This window comes from Longicatena sp. 210702-DFI.1.196 (assembly GCF_020563125.1).
Taxonomy (GTDB): domain Bacteria; phylum Bacillota_I; class Bacilli_A; order Erysipelotrichales; family Erysipelotrichaceae; genus Longicatena; species Longicatena caecimuris.
The window spans coordinates 23,584-38,863 of sequence record NZ_JAJCPX010000004.1 but is presented as its reverse complement, the minus strand read 5'-3'; the positions used below and the strand labels follow the sequence as shown (position 1 = coordinate 38,863).

Annotated in this window: 17 protein-coding genes; all 17 read left to right on the top strand. The window is 37.4% G+C overall.

Features of this window, described 5'->3' with window-relative positions:
- The 17 genes from LI241_RS03090 to LI241_RS03010 all read left to right on the top strand — a co-directional run bounded on the left by LI241_RS03090 (position 1) and on the right by LI241_RS03010 (position 15,258).
- Positions 1–351, top strand: coding sequence for a SpoVA/SpoVAEb family sporulation membrane protein (locus tag LI241_RS03090; protein ID WP_008688358.1), 351 nt, complete (start codon positions 1–3; stop codon positions 349–351).
- Entirely contained in the window at positions 348–1,712 is a 1,365-nt protein-coding gene (locus LI241_RS03085) for a spore germination protein (RefSeq protein WP_008688361.1), read from the top strand. Before LI241_RS03090 ends, LI241_RS03085 begins: the two co-directional genes overlap by 4 nt.
- Before the next feature lie 30 nt (positions 1,713–1,742).
- Positions 1,743–2,171 carry a GNAT family N-acetyltransferase gene (locus LI241_RS03080; protein ID WP_017144655.1) on the top strand — a complete coding sequence of 143 codons (429 nt, stop codon included), beginning with the start codon at positions 1,743–1,745 and terminating at the stop codon, positions 2,169–2,171.
- Between the two features lie 335 nt (positions 2,172–2,506).
- Positions 2,507–3,244: a ScpA family protein gene (locus LI241_RS03075; protein WP_008688365.1), complete on the top strand. Its 738-nt coding sequence runs from the start codon at positions 2,507–2,509 to the stop codon at positions 3,242–3,244.
- Complete coding sequence (gene scpB / locus LI241_RS03070) at positions 3,237–3,782, top strand: SMC-Scp complex subunit ScpB (RefSeq protein WP_008688367.1); 546 nt, start codon at positions 3,237–3,239, stop codon at positions 3,780–3,782. Before LI241_RS03075 ends, scpB begins: the two co-directional genes overlap by 8 nt.
- Positions 3,783–4,517: 735 nt before the next feature.
- Positions 4,518–5,507, top strand: coding sequence for a D-alanyl-D-alanine carboxypeptidase family protein (locus LI241_RS03065; RefSeq protein ID WP_008688369.1), 990 nt, complete (start codon positions 4,518–4,520; stop codon positions 5,505–5,507).
- Positions 5,504–6,076 (top strand): spore maturation protein A, encoded by a 573-nt coding sequence (locus tag LI241_RS03060; RefSeq protein WP_008978415.1) that lies wholly within the window; start codon positions 5,504–5,506, stop codon positions 6,074–6,076. The genes LI241_RS03065 and LI241_RS03060 overlap by 4 nt, the downstream gene beginning before the upstream one ends.
- Complete coding sequence (locus LI241_RS03055) at positions 6,069–6,581, top strand: spore maturation protein (protein ID WP_008688372.1); 513 nt, start codon at positions 6,069–6,071, stop codon at positions 6,579–6,581. Before LI241_RS03060 ends, LI241_RS03055 begins: the two co-directional genes overlap by 8 nt.
- Positions 6,582–6,666: 85 nt before the next feature.
- The gene (locus LI241_RS03050) at positions 6,667–7,794 is read left to right on the top strand and encodes a DUF2974 domain-containing protein (protein WP_008688374.1); all 1,128 of its coding nucleotides are present in this window, start codon (positions 6,667–6,669) and stop codon (positions 7,792–7,794) included.
- Between the two features lie 43 nt (positions 7,795–7,837).
- Entirely contained in the window at positions 7,838–8,575 is a 738-nt protein-coding gene (locus LI241_RS03045; protein ID WP_008688376.1) for a pseudouridine synthase, read from the top strand.
- A 95-nt stretch (positions 8,576–8,670) separates the two neighbouring features.
- Positions 8,671–9,447, top strand: a complete 777-nt coding sequence (locus LI241_RS03040; protein ID WP_008688379.1) for a 16S rRNA (uracil(1498)-N(3))-methyltransferase — start codon at positions 8,671–8,673, stop codon at positions 9,445–9,447.
- Positions 9,419–10,207: a hypothetical protein gene (locus tag LI241_RS03035; protein WP_008688380.1), complete on the top strand. Its 789-nt coding sequence runs from the start codon at positions 9,419–9,421 to the stop codon at positions 10,205–10,207. Before LI241_RS03040 ends, LI241_RS03035 begins: the two co-directional genes overlap by 29 nt.
- Positions 10,204–11,529, top strand: coding sequence for a tRNA (N(6)-L-threonylcarbamoyladenosine(37)-C(2))-methylthiotransferase MtaB (gene mtaB, locus LI241_RS03030; RefSeq protein WP_008688382.1), 1,326 nt, complete (start codon positions 10,204–10,206; stop codon positions 11,527–11,529). Before LI241_RS03035 ends, mtaB begins: the two co-directional genes overlap by 4 nt.
- The gene (locus tag LI241_RS03025; protein WP_008688384.1) at positions 11,507–12,970 is read left to right on the top strand and encodes a UDP-N-acetylmuramoyl-L-alanyl-D-glutamate--2,6-diaminopimelate ligase; all 1,464 of its coding nucleotides are present in this window, start codon (positions 11,507–11,509) and stop codon (positions 12,968–12,970) included. The genes mtaB and LI241_RS03025 overlap by 23 nt, the downstream gene beginning before the upstream one ends.
- 165 nt (positions 12,971–13,135) lie before the next feature.
- A complete protein-coding gene (gene rpsU, locus LI241_RS03020; protein WP_008688385.1) occupies positions 13,136–13,315 on the top strand; it encodes a 30S ribosomal protein S21 in 180 nt (59 codons plus the stop codon).
- A gap of 259 nt (positions 13,316–13,574) precedes the next feature.
- The gene (locus LI241_RS03015; protein ID WP_008688387.1) at positions 13,575–14,468 is read left to right on the top strand and encodes an ABC transporter ATP-binding protein; all 894 of its coding nucleotides are present in this window, start codon (positions 13,575–13,577) and stop codon (positions 14,466–14,468) included.
- Positions 14,458–15,258, top strand: coding sequence for an ABC transporter permease subunit (locus LI241_RS03010; protein ID WP_008688389.1), 801 nt, complete (start codon positions 14,458–14,460; stop codon positions 15,256–15,258). Before LI241_RS03015 ends, LI241_RS03010 begins: the two co-directional genes overlap by 11 nt.
- The last annotated feature ends 22 nt before the right edge of the window (positions 15,259–15,280 follow it).

The following is a 15,280-nucleotide window of genomic DNA, read 5'->3' as shown; positions in this document are numbered from 1 at the left end:
ATGGTTTTTGTCTATGCCTTTTTAGTCTGTGGCGGTATTTCATTAGCAGGACAACTTTTATATGATCATACCAAATTAACGGCCGGACATATCACTTCTTTATTTGTGGCTATCGGAGCAGCTTTGGACACCTTTGGTATTTATGATTGGCTGTTAAAGGTTGCTGGTATGGGGGCAAGTCTTCCTATTACTAGTTTTGGACATAGTTTGATTCATGGGGCATTAGCACAGGCCCAAAAAGAAGGACTGCTCGGTATTTTACTTGGCATGTTTGATTTAACTGCTGCCGGTATCACGAGTGGTATTTTGTTTGCTTTCTTTGTAGCTATTTTGTGCAAACCAAAATCATGAAGGAACAGCTACAAGCACGCCTACAACAGTTAACGATAGAGTTGTCTGATTCCTTTGATGTTGTAAAACGGCATTTGCAGATTGAAGGACATGATGCGATCTTGCTTTTTCTTTCTTCTTTATCGGATAGTCAACTGATTTCCAATCTGGTAGAAGGCTTGACGATAACGGCAACTAACCATGTGGAACTGACCTTTTATCCTGGCTCGGTGGAAAAGGTGAAGGACCCAAAAAAAGCAGTAATTAACATGCTTAGTGGGCAGTGCTTAGTATTATTGGATAGTTCTCAATATTATTTTTGCATTGAAACAAGACATTATCCATCGCGTAGCAATGCAGAACCAAGTGTTGAAAGAAGCGTGCGCGGAGCACATGATGGTTTTGTTGAAAATGTCATTTTGAATGTCGGCCTAATTCGTCGGCGCATCCGTGATCCTCGCCTTAGTGTCATTATGCATAAAGAAGGAGTAAAAACACGCACAGATGTTGCTTATGTGTATATCAAACATCTAGTAGATCCAGATGTGCTCAACGATTTTGAAACACGAATGAAACAATTGAGTGAAACAGAAATTTTAAGTGAGCGTAATTTAGTTGAACAGTTATATGGAAAAACTTTAAATCCATATCCACATGTTCGCTATACAGAACGTCCGGATATCTGTGCTATTCACTTATTGCAAGGATATTTGGTTGCCTTGGTGGATAATGCTCCGACAGCCGTTATTTTACCTACCACCTTTTTTGAACAAACGAAACAAATTGAAGAGTATACACAAACGACTATTGTCGCATCTTTTACACGTATCCTACGCCTGATTGGCATTCTGTTTTCCTTATACTTGTTGCCATTATGGATAGCCCTTGTCATAGATCAAAATCCAACCATGCTGCACTTACCTATGAAAAATGTACACTTATTTACATTTGGTTTTCAAATTATTTTGGCAGATATTGTGGTGGAATGGATACGGCAATCGCTCATCCATACACCGACGATCTTATCGAGCATCATGAGCTTTATCGCTGTTTTTGTATTAGGGGATATGGCAATAGAGCTAGGTGCCTATACCAAAGAAATTCTAATTATGGTGGCGTTGTGTAACATTGGCAATCTGTTAACTCCATCTTATGAGTTATCATTGGCTAATAAAGTATTCCGTATTTTTATTGGCGCATTAGCTTTATTCTTTGGACAAACTGGCTTCTGTTTCGGGGTATTTCTACATATTGTCGTTTTAATGTCTACGAAAACGATTAAATTTCCTTATTTATATCCATTGATACCATTCTCATATAAAGAATGTAGTCGTATCTTATTTGGTTCTCCGATTCGCGTAAATAAAGCGAGAAAAAAATAAATATGATATACTTAATTTGAGGTGAGCATGATGGAAATACGGGAAGTAATGTCAGGGGATGAAACGCCTGTATATGAATTGCTTTGTGAATTAGAAAATAAAGAGTTGAATAAGGCTTTATTTTTGAAAGGATTTGCGATGCAACGCAAGGACAGAAGTATGAAGGCATGGGTCTTAACAAATGATGAAGAAATTATTGGTTATGTATCTTTGCGGATACTCTATCATTTACATCATTGTGCCAACATCGCTATGATAGAAGAACTCATCGTCAAAAAAGATAAACAACGGCAGGGGTATGGCAGTACATTGTTTGCACAGGCGCTTGCGTTCGCAAAACAGCAGTCTTGTATACAGTTAGAACTTTCTAGCAAACAATCTCGCAAGTATGCTCATCATTTTTATAAGCAACAGGGGATGGATTGCGATCATCTTAAATTCAGTGTTAATATCAGGTGAAGAAATGATGCGATATACATGAAAATGGCTGAAATCGTTAAGTGATTTCAGCTTTTTAATCGCTATTACAAATTTTTATGTAAGGTGTAATGTGTAGGATGAAATGCTATTTTGATATATTTCCATAACCCAATTAAGACAGAAAGGGTTGCTTATCCATGATCTTATTGCTTAATTGCTAAGGATAATGGCGTTAAAAAAGAATATATTTTCATATTCATATGAAAAGTGATTTTTCACTTGCCATTCGACATAATGCCGGTAATCTAAAGCATATAAAAATATTTCTACTCATTCCGCTTTTTTTTTGATATAATTAAGCGCGAGGTGATTTCATGGCATTTACGATCATGATCGATCAGTTTGAAGGTCCTTTGGACTTAATGCTGCATCTGATCAAAGATAATAAATTGGATTTGTTTGATTTGGATATGAATATCTTAACAGATCAATATCTGCAATATTTAAATGCGATGGAATCCATGCATCTAGAAGTTGCCAGCGAGTATTTAGCTGAGTTAGCAGGACTTTTGGAGTATAAGAGTAAGAAACTATTGCCAAGGGAAAAAGTAGTGATTGAGGAAGAATATGAAGAGGATCAACGCGAAAAGCTAGTAAAACGTCTATTGGAATATCAGCGTTACAAAGAGGTAAGTGCTCAGTTTGAACAGAAATATGAAGAACGTCAGTTGATGATGAGCAAGCCGATAAGTGAAGAAACCAATAAATGGGTACATACGGTTACGGAAGCAGAAATTGATGGTAATCCTTATGATTTGATTAAGGCTATGAATCGTGTTTTAAGACGTATGGCATTATCACATCCTTTGGAAACCAGAATGACGGTGAAAGAGTTATCGCTGGATGAACGCGTCGTCCAAATTAAGAAACGGCTCCGTGATTTTGTTGGTAAAATGAGCTTTGAAGATTTATGTAGTGATTGTGACAGTTTGCATATGGTTATTGTGACCTTTTTATCAGTTTTGGATTTAATTAAACATAAAGAAATCACATTTACACTTGATGCGCAAGATGTAATTTGGATTATCAAAGGAGAAGTTGTATATGCATGAGCATTTGAAACCAATATTGGAAGGATTGTTGTTTCTGAGTGGAGATGAAGGCATAACGATGGAACAACTCTTAGATTGTCTAGAAGAAGTCAGTAAGGAAGAATTAGAAGAAACATTAGACACGATGATGAAAGCATATCTTGAGAACACACATGGTATAGAATTGGTACGCTTTGGTGGTGTATATAAATTTGTTTCAAAAGAGTCTATTCATCCATATGCGCAACGGCTATTTTCATCTACGAAAATGTCCACTTTATCTAGCGCAGCGTTAGAAACCTTGGCAATCGTGGCCTATAAGCAACCGATTACACGTGTTGAAATTGAAGAAATTCGTGGTGTCAATTGTGATATGATGGTACGTAAGTTGTTGGCGCGTAATCTGATTAAAGAATGTGGCCGAACAGATGCACCAGGTAGACCATTTCTCTATGAGGTAACAGAAGAATTTATGGATACCTTTAAGTTAGAAAGTTTAAAAGAATTGCCGGATCTTCCGGAATTCAAAGAAGAAAGAGATGAGGAATTGTTTGAATAATTTCTCTTTTTTACTGATTTTACCAATAAGCTTCCTATTTTGCCAGAAGGATTTACAGATAAAACACCTAAGTATATAGTAAAGATGTACCAAGAAAGGTATGAAAAAAAGCTTATCACAGGAAGGGTTCATGAAACTGATGAGAGATATGTCGCACATAATAAAAAAACGATCATATACAAGATCAGCGCGTAGTGGCATCCTGTAAGAGCCAAGGGAAGCCGGTAAACGACAAAACTGATGATACTTAGAACTATGGATAAGGACATATGCGAAATAAGGAAGTCAGGAGATAAGGTAGTCGCAGATAACACAGGCTGTTGAAAATAAAGCTGAATGAGTGAGTAAAGAATGAGAAAATGGAAAACGCAAAAGGCTTTGTAAGTAAACAAACAAAGTACCTTGGAGTGTCATATCAAAGGAAATCGAAGAGAAACGATGGGATATGGCATAATAGAGAAAGGAGGAGCATGCGTGGCTCCTCTTTTCATGTGGTGATTAAGAAGGGTAAGATGAATGATTTTATACATTTATGCTGTCGATTTATAATTATCATCTAAAAAAGTTAAGTTTATATTTGTGGATTAGGTATGTTGACAGCATTCTTTATAGGGTAGTTATAGCGATGATTTTTATGACTATACGACGTTTTTTCGTTTTATGTTTAGCGAATTCTATTATCTAAGAAGAGCATGAAAAGCATCTGGTTAACATATACTTCAACAGGTGATGAGAATGAAAAAACTGCTCTGCTTTTTCTTGTGCCTGATAATCAACTTAGAAACTGTGCATGGGCAATCTTATTGTGTGATGAGTGATGCAGATAATACAGTCATAGAGGAAAAGGATATGCACAAGGTGCAAAGTGTTGCTAGCATATCGAAGGTGATGACAGCGATACTTGCATTAGAAAAAGGTGATTTAAATGCAACATGGAAAACCGGGAAGGAATTAAAACAGGCATATGGTTCCATGATTTATTTAAAGGAAGGACAACAGGTATCGCTGCGCTCGTTATTATATGGATTAATGCTTAGGAGTGGTAATGATGCAGCCTTAGAAATCGCTTTGCATATTGGTAAGACACAAAAAAAATTTGTCCAGATGATGAATGAAAAGGCAAAAGAAATCGGTATGCTAGATACACATTTCGCAAATCCCAGTGGTTTAGATGAAGAAGATGGTGGCAATTTGTCCAGTGCATATGACATGGCATTGCTGATGTCTTATGCTATGAAAAACCCTGCCTTTCGTGAAATAAGCGGAACCAAGTATTATACGAGTGAATGGAACTATCGCTGGCGCAATAAAAATAAACTCTTATTTGAATATCCTTTTGCTATCGCCGGGAAAACAGGATTTACGAAGAAAGCTGGAAGGACTTTGATCAGCGCAGCGAAGCATGAAAATGTTGAAAATGTCATCGTTACGCTTGGTATGGGAGATGACTTTACTTTTCATGAGCAAAAGCACACCAAAGCTTTCGATGAGATTAAGGTAATTCCTATCCTGGCCAAAGGAAAATATGTCATAGATCATAAACAAATCTGCATACCTGAGGATATCGCTGTTACCATTACTCAAAAGGAACAAGCAAAGCTTATGGTAAGCTCGCATTTTGAAGATAAAGAATTCATTATAGAAATACGTAATGGGAACAATCAGCAAGTCTATAATTTTCCCTATAAAAAAGTAAGGGATAAGAAGGGTGGGCTTTTCTCATGAATGTCATATGGTTGTTGATTATCTGCATCACTGTTCTTTATTGCCTTTGCAATGGACGGGTGGATGTAATTAATGCGGTGTTTGTCAGCGTTGGAAAAGAAACATTTGATTTTGTTGTACCATTGTTATGTGTGACAGCATTTTGGAATGGTATGTTATATATTGCCAGAGATGCTAAAATTTTAGCGGCTTTAGAAAAATTGGCACATCCGATTTTAAAACGCTTATTTCCTGATTTAAAGAATGATGCCGAAACATTGGGATATGTTGCCAGCAATGTAATCGTGAATATGGTAGGCTTAGGTTCAGCAGCTACACCAATGGGTTTAAAAGCGATGCAAGGTATGCAACAACATAACCCCCATAAAGAAGAAGCCAGCCGTTCGATGGTAACGTTTCTGGTTTTAAATACAGCGGGCGTTACTTTATTAAGTACGACCATTATTGCCATGCGTTCCTCTTTCCATTCTTTAGATGTTACGGGATTTATGCCGTTCGCCATTCTTTCAACTTGCTTTGCCTCATTTGTAGGGCTATGCGTGGATAGGTGGTGGAATTATCGTGATTAACACTTCTTATATTCTTCCATTACTAGTTCTTTTCATCTGTGTAATCGCTTTGTTGCGTCGTGTAAATGCGTATCATTCATTTATTGAAGGTGTAAAAGATGGTATTTTTTTGTTTAGTGATATTTATCCTGCATTATTAGCAATGATGTGTGCTATTACTTTATTGCGAGAAAGTGGCTTAATGGAAGTTATTTGTAATGGGATTGCTACCTATATTGAAGGAATTCCTAAAGAGATATGGCCGATGGTCTTTTTTCGCCCGATTTCTGGTAATGCCTCTTTAGCAGTGCTTGTCGATATTTTTAAAACTTGTGGAGTTGATTCTTTACAAGGAATCATGGCGAGTATTATCCAAGGTTCTACAGATACAACATTTTATGTCATCACTTTATACTTTTCCAGTGTCGGCATTAAAAAAACAAAGAATGCATTGCCCATTGGGCTGCTTGCGGATGTTGCCGGCATTGCGATGGCGATTTTTTTAACAGTATGGTTTTTTGGCTGAGACGGCGTGAAACGCTGTCTTTTCAAAGTGACAGATAACAAAATCTTTGTTAAAATACATAGGAAGGCGGTTAGGAAGTGAGCATATGGAGAAAGATTCGATTTTCACATATTTGACATGGCGTAAAGATCTGACGATGAGGCAAGATGCTTTTCGTAATTTAGACGCATTAGCTTTTTGTTGTTTATCGTATGTTCGCTTTGATGCGTTGTTAAATGAGACAAGCGCTCCACTGTCTTTACGGCAGGTAAATGAGGCCTATCAAAAATTACACATTGACTTACAACAAGCAAGGGTAGAAAATGATAAACGTATATTATCTGAGATGGCAGAAAGCAGACGATATGGAGAGGTTAAAATCTTTCGCTATGTATCACGCTTTGATGAACAGCAACAAAAACAATTTTGTGCGATGAGCTTTTTATTGGAAACAGGAGATATATGTATTGCTTTTCGTGGTACAGACAGCACATTGGTGGGCTGGAAAGAAGATTTTAATATGAGTTTTTTACCTGTGATACCTTCACAGCACGATGCTTTGGAATACGTGGAGCAGATTAGCGAGCATTATAAGGGACGCTTATATATCTGCGGACATTCAAAAGGAGGCAATCTTGCTGTTTATGCCAGTGCCTTTGCTAATGAAGCACTGCAAGATCGTATTGCAGGGGTATACAATATGGATGGTCCTGGATTTGATAAGACAATCATAAAGCAGGCGTCTTTTCAACGCATTTTACCACGCATTTATACATATGTCCCACAATCGAGCGTTGTCGGTATGCTTTTACAGCATGAAGAAGCTTATCACGTCATACAAAGCAATCAATTGTCACTTTGGCAGCATGATCCATATTCTTGGCAATTAGAAGGTGCAGATTTCATTTATCTGCAATCTATAACGGCCTCCAGTGAACTCTTTGACCATGCTTTAAAACAGTGGCTGTCGCACATGGAAGATAGCCAGCGAGCATTGGCAGTGGATGCGATATATGATGTTTTATCACGAACCAATGCGAATACGATAAAAGATTTGTCTATTACCAACATAAAAAATATGCTGGTGATTTTAAAAGGTTTTAGTGAATTAGATGAGGATACCAGAAAGGTTCTTCAGGAAATGTTGATCAGCTTTTTTTCCAGTATGGTAAAAGTTATGGGAGATAATCTGCTGCGTATTAAACAAAATGAAAATAAAGCTTTGCAAAAATAAGGTTATCATGTAAAATAACTAGGAAGAAACGGACGGTGGTAGCATGGAACGCTTGCAGAAAGTAATTGCACAAGCTGGCATAGCCTCAAGAAGAAAAGCGGAAGAGATGATTGCACAGGGTAGAGTGTGTGTAAATGGGGATATTATCACAGAAATGGGATACAAAGTAAAACGCGGTGATGTAGTAGAAGTGGATGGAAATCCAATTGAAAAGGAAAATAAAGTTTATTTTTTAATGAACAAACCAAAAAAAACAATGTGCACCAGCAATGATGAGTTTGATCGTACGACCGTTATTGACTTGATTCCATGTAAAGAACGTATTTTTACGGTAGGGCGTCTGGATTATGATACAAGTGGTGTTTTACTTTTAACCAATGATGGAGAATTCGCTAATGAAATCATTCATCCACGCTATCATATACCAAAGGTGTATAATCTGACAATTAACGGTATTTTGACACCGGAAGAAATGATCCAGATCAAAAAAGGTATTGTTTTAGATGATGGGAAAAAGACATTACCGGCGAAGCTTAAGCTGACAGAAAAGGATGTTGCCAAAAATCAATGTAGTTTTGATTTGACGATATATGAAGGAAGAAATCGCCAGATCAAACGAATGATGGAAGCATTGGGCTATGAGGTACGTCGTTTACACCGAAAAGAATTGGCCTTTTTAAAGTGCAGCGATTTGCGCCAAGGAGAGTATCGTATATTAAAACCTTTCGAGGTGGCGCAGTTGCGCTCACTTGCCACGAAAGGAAAGATGAAGAGTCGATAAGCAGTGGATTCCACTGTTTTTTCATGAGCTTGAGTGAATAGGAATTGTAAGATTTAAAAAAATATTGTATTATTTATTAGTTATGAGGTGAAGTTATGCAGCAATACTTTTTACATAAACCGTTACAGGTACACGATCTTGTAGAGATGGAACCCGAACAAGCGCATCATATACAACATGTCATGCGCATGAAACCAGATGAAATTATTCGCTTAGCTGATGGAAAGGGGCATATGTATTATGCCCATGTGGTATTTCGTGATCATAAGGTTTTTGCATGTGTGGATGAAGAAATGGAAGATCACACCCGTACGCCTGTTGATATGATACTGGCACAAGGGCTGATTAAAAAAGAAAAATGGGATTTCTTATTACAAAAGAGTGCAGAATTAGGTGTACAGCGAATTATTCCTTTTACAAGCAGTCGGACCGTTGTGAAAACCAAAGATGAAAAAGTGGATAAAAAACGATTGCGTTGGAATAAAATCTTGCAAGAGGCTTGCGAACAATGCAAACGTTCAACACTTGTTGCGCTAGATTCACCAAAAAGTTTTGCTGAATTGATAAAAGCAAGTGAAGATGCCGATGTAAAGCTGATCGCCTATGAGCGTGCAGATGTAAAAAGTGCGCATGTCAAAGAAGTGCTGCAAAAATATCCGGCACCCCACAAGGTATTTATCGTGGTAGGATGCGAAGGCGGATTCAGTGAAGATGAAGTTATTCAATTAGAAGAAGTTGGCTTTCATAGGGTATCTTTAGGTGCACGTATCCTGCGTGCGGAAACTGCCGCATTAAGTTTACTTGCCTGCATATCCTTCTTTTATGAAATGGCAGGTGATCATCATGAAAACACTGGAACAACTGGTAAATAAGAAATTTGATAAGAAACTGCTTGATTTTAAATCATATAAAAAGAAACTCGATAAAATGCGTGCTTTGGTGAAGGAATACAATATCCCATGTGTCTTGAAAAGTGACAGTGATTGTTTTTATGTGGAAATGTTATATCACTCCTTGCTGAACAAACGTAAATTTGAAGATGTCTTTTTTGATACGTATGTTCAAATGTTTGACTATTGGTATGATTTGACTTATATAGAACGAAAACAACAAATGAATTTGGAAATAGCAAAACAAAAAGAAGCATTAGAATATTTCACATATGAGGATAAAGAAATCTATATGCCGTGTTTCTCACCACGTTTTAATCATCTTTATACAGATGAAATTGTCTTGTTGGATTTGAAACAATATCATACGTTTATCCGTAATTGTGCAAACGAAGTAGTTCCACATATGTATGGTTATGAAAGCTATGCACACGGTTTTAGTAGCTGCGAGGTGTGTGCAACCGAAGGGCTCATGGATTATGTTTTATATCATCCATTGACAAAACGATTTTATGTGTATCGACAAGATGTTTGTGTATCTACCTTTTCATTAGATCCAAAGCAGAAAGAATGTCCTGCAGCTATGCGTTTTGAAATTGCGAAAGCACTATTAAAAAAAGATGAGGATGCATTATTCATGTTTTTGCTGGAATATCCAATCGTAAATGAACGATTTAAGAAAAAATTAAAAAAGTACCAGCATAAACGATTAAAGAAAAAAACGAAGGAGAAAGAATCATGACAACATTTGCGATTGCTACACTTGGCTGTAAGGTGAATACCTATGAGTCACAGGGATATGAGAGTGCTTTGCTGGCAAAGGGCTATCAACAAGTATCATTTAAGGAAAAAGCAGATGTCTATATCATTAATACATGTGCAGTGACAAACACGGCAGGTAGTAAGTCTCGTCAGAAAATACATCAAGCAAAAGCATTGAATCAAAATGCTTTGATTGCTGTTGTCGGCTGTTATGTACAGACCGCTAAAGAACAGTTAGAACAACAAGAACATGTTGATATTTTAATCGGTAGTGATGGCAAAAGAACATTAGCTGATCGTATTGAAAAAGCCTTGCAAGGAGAAAAACAGGTCAATGAAATACATGATGTTCGTGCTTTGCGCGTGTTTGAAGCTTTGCCGATTCAACATTTTGAACATCAGACGCGCGCTTTTTTAAAAATCCAAGATGGTTGCAACCAATTTTGCAGTTATTGTATCATTCCTTATGCCCGTGGGGCAGAACGTTCTTTACCAGAGGATGAAGTTATTAAGATTGCACAAGATTTATGTGCCAGCGGTCATCAGGAAATTGTTTTAAGCGGTATTCATACGGGTCGATATGGAAGAGACATAAATACGAATCTGACGCAGCTAATGAAACGGATGTGTAAAGAAGTAAAGGGATTGCGGCGTATTCGTATTTCCAGTATTGAAATGAATGAAATCAGTGATGAATTATTGACATTTATGCAAAAGGAACCCAAAATCGCGCGCCATTTGCATATCCCGATACAGTCTGCCAATAATGAAGTATTGAAGAACATGCATCGTCCTTACGATGTAGAATGGTTTAAAGAACGTGTGAAGTATATCCGCTCTCTTATGCCTGATATTAGTATTTCCAGCGATGTCATTGTAGGATTTCCTCAGGAAAGTGAAGAACAATTTGTTGATACAATGGAAAATATCAAACAGATGGAATTAAGCTTTTTGCATATCTTTCCTTATTCTCGTCGTGATCATACAGTGGCAGCAACAATGAGCGGGCATTTAGAAAATAAAATAAAGAAAGAACGTGCGGCAAGACTTGCGCAATGTTCAAAAGCGTTATATACTGCTTATAAACAGAAATTTGTAGGAAAAGAAGTGTCTGTATTATTTGAAAAAGAAAAAGATGGCATGCTCTTTGGACATACCAGTGAATATTTAGAGGTATATTGTTCAATGGATGTAAAAGCGCTGCATCAGATGAAACAGGTTGTCATCACTTCTTATATAGACGATAAGCTTATCGCCTGCGACGTCAAGGAGGTACCTCATGAAACTGTCTCTGCTATTTGAAAATGCACCGGATATTGAAATCGGCGGCTTATGTACGGATTCACGGAAAATTCAGCCTATGGATATGTATTTTTGCATGGATGGTATGACTTTTGATGGTCATCAATTTGTTGAAGAAGTTGTCGAGAAAGGTGCAGTATGCATCGTTCATGCGAAAGACATTGAAACCATGCACAAAGGAGTAGCCTATATAAAAGTCGAAAATGTAAATCGTACTTTAAATATGGTGGCTAGCAAATTTTATGGACACCCAAGTCATCAATTAACGGTATTTGGAGTGACCGGTACCAATGGAAAGAGTACGATTACTAGCATCATTAAAGATGTCTACTCACATTTTAAACCTTGTGGTTATATTGGAACGATTTCCATCAGTTATGGCGATGTCACGATGCCGCCCAGTCTAACTACACCAGATCCGATTTTAATACATCATTCCATGAAGGATATGGTTGATTATGGCATGCAGGCAGTTGCGCTGGAAGTCAGTTCACATGGTTTAGAGATGGGGCGCGTACAAAGTGTTGATTTCGATGTAGCCGTATTTACGAATCTGACATACGATCATTTGGATTTCCATGGAACACTTGAAAACTATTTTGAAGCTAAGCACAAATTGTTTTTACAATTAAAGAGTGACGGTGTGGCCGTTATAAATGTAGATGATCCTTTTGCTAAACGAATGGTGGCTGGCTGTAAAGCACATATCGTATCTTATGGTGTGACGGCTGATGCCGATTATCGTGGTGATAATATCCATATTGGCACGAATGGATCAACCTTTGATTTGATTCATCATGAAGAAACCTATACAATTACGACCAATTTAGTCGCTATGTATAATATCTATAATCTGCTAGGAGCAATCGCGGCAATGTGTGAAAGCGGCGTTGCATTAAAAGAAATTGTTCCTTATTTATCTGAATTAACACAGGTAGATGGCCGTATGGAACGCATTGATGAGGGTCAGGCTTTCAATGTGATTGTAGATTTTGCTCATACGCCTGATGGAATGGAAAAGGTTTTTGAATTTGCCAATAGCATTACGCCGGATGGGAATGCAATTATCGCAGTATTTGGCTCCGCCGGTAAACGTGATACGAAAAAACGTAAGGTGTTTGGAGAAATCGCTGATCGCTATTGCGATAGCATTATTCTAACGGAAGATGATCCACGAGATGAAAACCCAAGGGATATTGCAAATGAAATCAAAGGTGGTATCAAGGATACCAATAACATTTTTATCGAGGATCGTTATTCGGCTATTCGCCAGGCGATTGAAAGCGCAAATGTCAACGATACAGTACTTATCCTTGGAAAAGGGGATGAGGTTTTTATGTATCGTGAATTTGGACGAGAACCTTGGATTGGCGATCATATCGCTGCACGCCATGTGATTCGCAAACATTGTCTGGGATTAGAGGATGAACTAGAGAAGTGATGACATTTGTCTAAAAACAGCAGAATTTCGCAAGAGGAATCTATACATAAGACGGTATTTTCACATATTTTATGGGTAAATGCTAGAAAAATGTTATATTTCTGTTGCATTTTCATATGTTTTTCAGTATAATAAATATGCTTGCATCAGAAGGGAGGGTAAATCATGCCGAAAGTAGTAGTCAAAGAAAACGAAGTTCTTGATGATGCTTTACGTAGATTCAAACGTCAAGTGTCAAGAAATGGAACCCTTGCTGAAGCTCGCAAAAGAGAGTTTTACGTAAAACCTGGCGTTCGTCGTAAGTTAAAGTCAGAAGCTGCACGTAAAGCACGTCGTGGAAAATAGGAAGAGATCGAGGATCTCTTTTTTTTATGTTTCATTTACAAAAAACAATCCATTACATTCGAAATAGACAAGTGTCATTTCCTGAACAGTTAGATTCATAGCAGAAATTAATTTTATAAGAAGGTGAAGTATTGTTCATGCAATGAACCTATCTAAAATGCAGAGAAAATGTGAAAATCATTGTAGCTTATAAAGAATCTGCTATAATGTCAGTAATGGTAAAACAGATGACATAAACTGTTTGGTGAGGAGGAAATTGATGAAGGCGATAGAAATTTCGCATATGACCTGTGACTATGGGCATGGTAAGGGAATATTTGATATTAGCTTTACTATCGATGAGGGAGAAGTATTTGGCTTTTTAGGGCCTAATGGTGCTGGTAAAACAACAACGATTCGTCATTTACTGGGATTTATTTTTGCCAAAGAAGGAAATTGTTCTATCTTAGGAATGGATTGTGGTAAGCAAGCAGCTACCATACAAAAAGAGCTTGGCTACATTCCTGGTGAAATAAACTTATGGGAAGAAATGAGCGGCATGCAATTTTTAAAATTTATGGCAAAGTTTCGCGGTATGAAAGATATGGGACGCTGTGAAGAATTAATGGAACGTTTTGAACTTGATCCAAGTGGGCGAATTAAGAAAATGAGTAAAGGAATGAAACAGAAAGTTGGCATTGTCGCTGCTTTTATGCATGATCCCCAAATTTTGATACTGGATGAGCCCAGCAGTGGTTTAGATCCATTAATGCAAAATGTTTTTGTGGATCTAATTCAGGAAGAAAAGATGAAAGGCAAAAGCATCTTAATGTCTTCACATATGTTTGAAGAAGTTGAACGAACATGTGATCGTATCGGCATTATCAAAGATGGCCATATCGTCTGTGTGGAAGATGCACAAACCTTGCGGCAATCTAAAAAACGCCGTTATCAGATCCGTTTTGCGAATATAAATGAAGTTGTCCGCTTTCAACAGGAGGGGTTTTATATTACAGCAATGCATAAGCATATGGTAGAAGTTGAAATTCATAAAAATCTAGCTAAGCTCATTCAAACGCTGTCTCACTATGAAGTCGAAGATATTGATGTTACTCATCAAAGCTTGGAAGAAATCTTTATGCAATATTATGGAGGTGAGCATCATGGTGAATAAAGCGTTATATGTGACTGAAATGAAGAATAGCTGGAAATTATTATTGATTTTCTGCTTGATCCTTACGATGTATACGACTATCATGTTAACGATGTTTGATCCTTCTTTAGGAAGTGCATTGGATGAATTTGCCAAAATGATGCCGGAAATCATGTCAATGGTGGGCATGAATGGTTCCACCGCTACGTTGGTGCATTTTTTATCAACCTATCTATACGGAATGTTAATGATCGTATTTCCTTTCTTGTTCACGGTTTTGTTATCTTTAAAATACATTGCCAAGAAAGTTGATAATGGATCTATGGCATATCTTTTATCCTCGGGAAGTACACGTGGCTGTGTGTGGCGGACAGAATGTTTTGTTTTGCTTACCAATCTGCTCTTGCTGATTGCGTATTGTACGCTACTAGGTTTAGTGTGTAGCTCATTTATGTTTCCTCAGGATTTAGATGTGGCAGCCTATCTGCGGTTGAATTTCGGTGTGTTGTGTTTGCATATGGCACTGGCAGGAATTAGTTTCTTGTTTTCCTGTATCTGCAATGAATATCGGCAGGCAGCAACCTTTGGCGCAGGATTTGGAATATACTTTATACTCGTTCAAATGTTGGCAAACATGAAGGGGAATTTAGAAAATATGAAATATGCAACGCTTATGACGTTGTTTGATCGAGATGCTTTAATTGTCAATGCAGCTAAAGGCTGGTATATGAGTGGTATTTTGTTACTCATTGCTATTGGTTGTTTTAGTGCTGCAAATGTGTTGTTTCAACGTAAAAATATGTCATTATGAGGAAAGCGATGGTATGTAGATG

What these genes read in the sequence shown, in the direction of transcription:
- LI241_RS03090 (WP_008688358.1), top strand. Translation starts at nt 1, where the DNA reads ATGGTTTTTGTCTATGCCTTTTTAGTCTGTGGCGGTATTTCATTAGCA.
- LI241_RS03085 (WP_008688361.1), top strand. Translation starts at nt 348, where the DNA reads ATGAAGGAACAGCTACAAGCACGCCTACAACAGTTAACGATAGAGTTG.
- LI241_RS03080 (WP_017144655.1), top strand. Translation starts at nt 1,743, where the DNA reads ATGGAAATACGGGAAGTAATGTCAGGGGATGAAACGCCTGTATATGAA.
- LI241_RS03075 (WP_008688365.1), top strand. Translation starts at nt 2,507, where the DNA reads ATGGCATTTACGATCATGATCGATCAGTTTGAAGGTCCTTTGGACTTA.
- scpB (WP_008688367.1), top strand. Translation starts at nt 3,237, where the DNA reads ATGCATGAGCATTTGAAACCAATATTGGAAGGATTGTTGTTTCTGAGT.
- LI241_RS03065 (WP_008688369.1), top strand. Translation starts at nt 4,518, where the DNA reads ATGAAAAAACTGCTCTGCTTTTTCTTGTGCCTGATAATCAACTTAGAA.
- LI241_RS03060 (WP_008978415.1), top strand. Translation starts at nt 5,504, where the DNA reads ATGAATGTCATATGGTTGTTGATTATCTGCATCACTGTTCTTTATTGC.
- LI241_RS03050 (WP_008688374.1), top strand. Translation starts at nt 6,667, where the DNA reads ATGGAGAAAGATTCGATTTTCACATATTTGACATGGCGTAAAGATCTG.
- LI241_RS03045 (WP_008688376.1), top strand. Translation starts at nt 7,838, where the DNA reads ATGGAACGCTTGCAGAAAGTAATTGCACAAGCTGGCATAGCCTCAAGA.
- LI241_RS03040 (WP_008688379.1), top strand. Translation starts at nt 8,671, where the DNA reads ATGCAGCAATACTTTTTACATAAACCGTTACAGGTACACGATCTTGTA.
- LI241_RS03035 (WP_008688380.1), top strand. Translation starts at nt 9,419, where the DNA reads ATGAAAACACTGGAACAACTGGTAAATAAGAAATTTGATAAGAAACTG.
- mtaB (WP_008688382.1), top strand. Translation starts at nt 10,204, where the DNA reads ATGACAACATTTGCGATTGCTACACTTGGCTGTAAGGTGAATACCTAT.
- LI241_RS03025 (WP_008688384.1), top strand. Translation starts at nt 11,507, where the DNA reads ATGAAACTGTCTCTGCTATTTGAAAATGCACCGGATATTGAAATCGGC.
- rpsU (WP_008688385.1), top strand. Translation starts at nt 13,136, where the DNA reads ATGCCGAAAGTAGTAGTCAAAGAAAACGAAGTTCTTGATGATGCTTTA.
- LI241_RS03015 (WP_008688387.1), top strand. Translation starts at nt 13,575, where the DNA reads ATGAAGGCGATAGAAATTTCGCATATGACCTGTGACTATGGGCATGGT.
- LI241_RS03010 (WP_008688389.1), top strand. Translation starts at nt 14,458, where the DNA reads ATGGTGAATAAAGCGTTATATGTGACTGAAATGAAGAATAGCTGGAAA.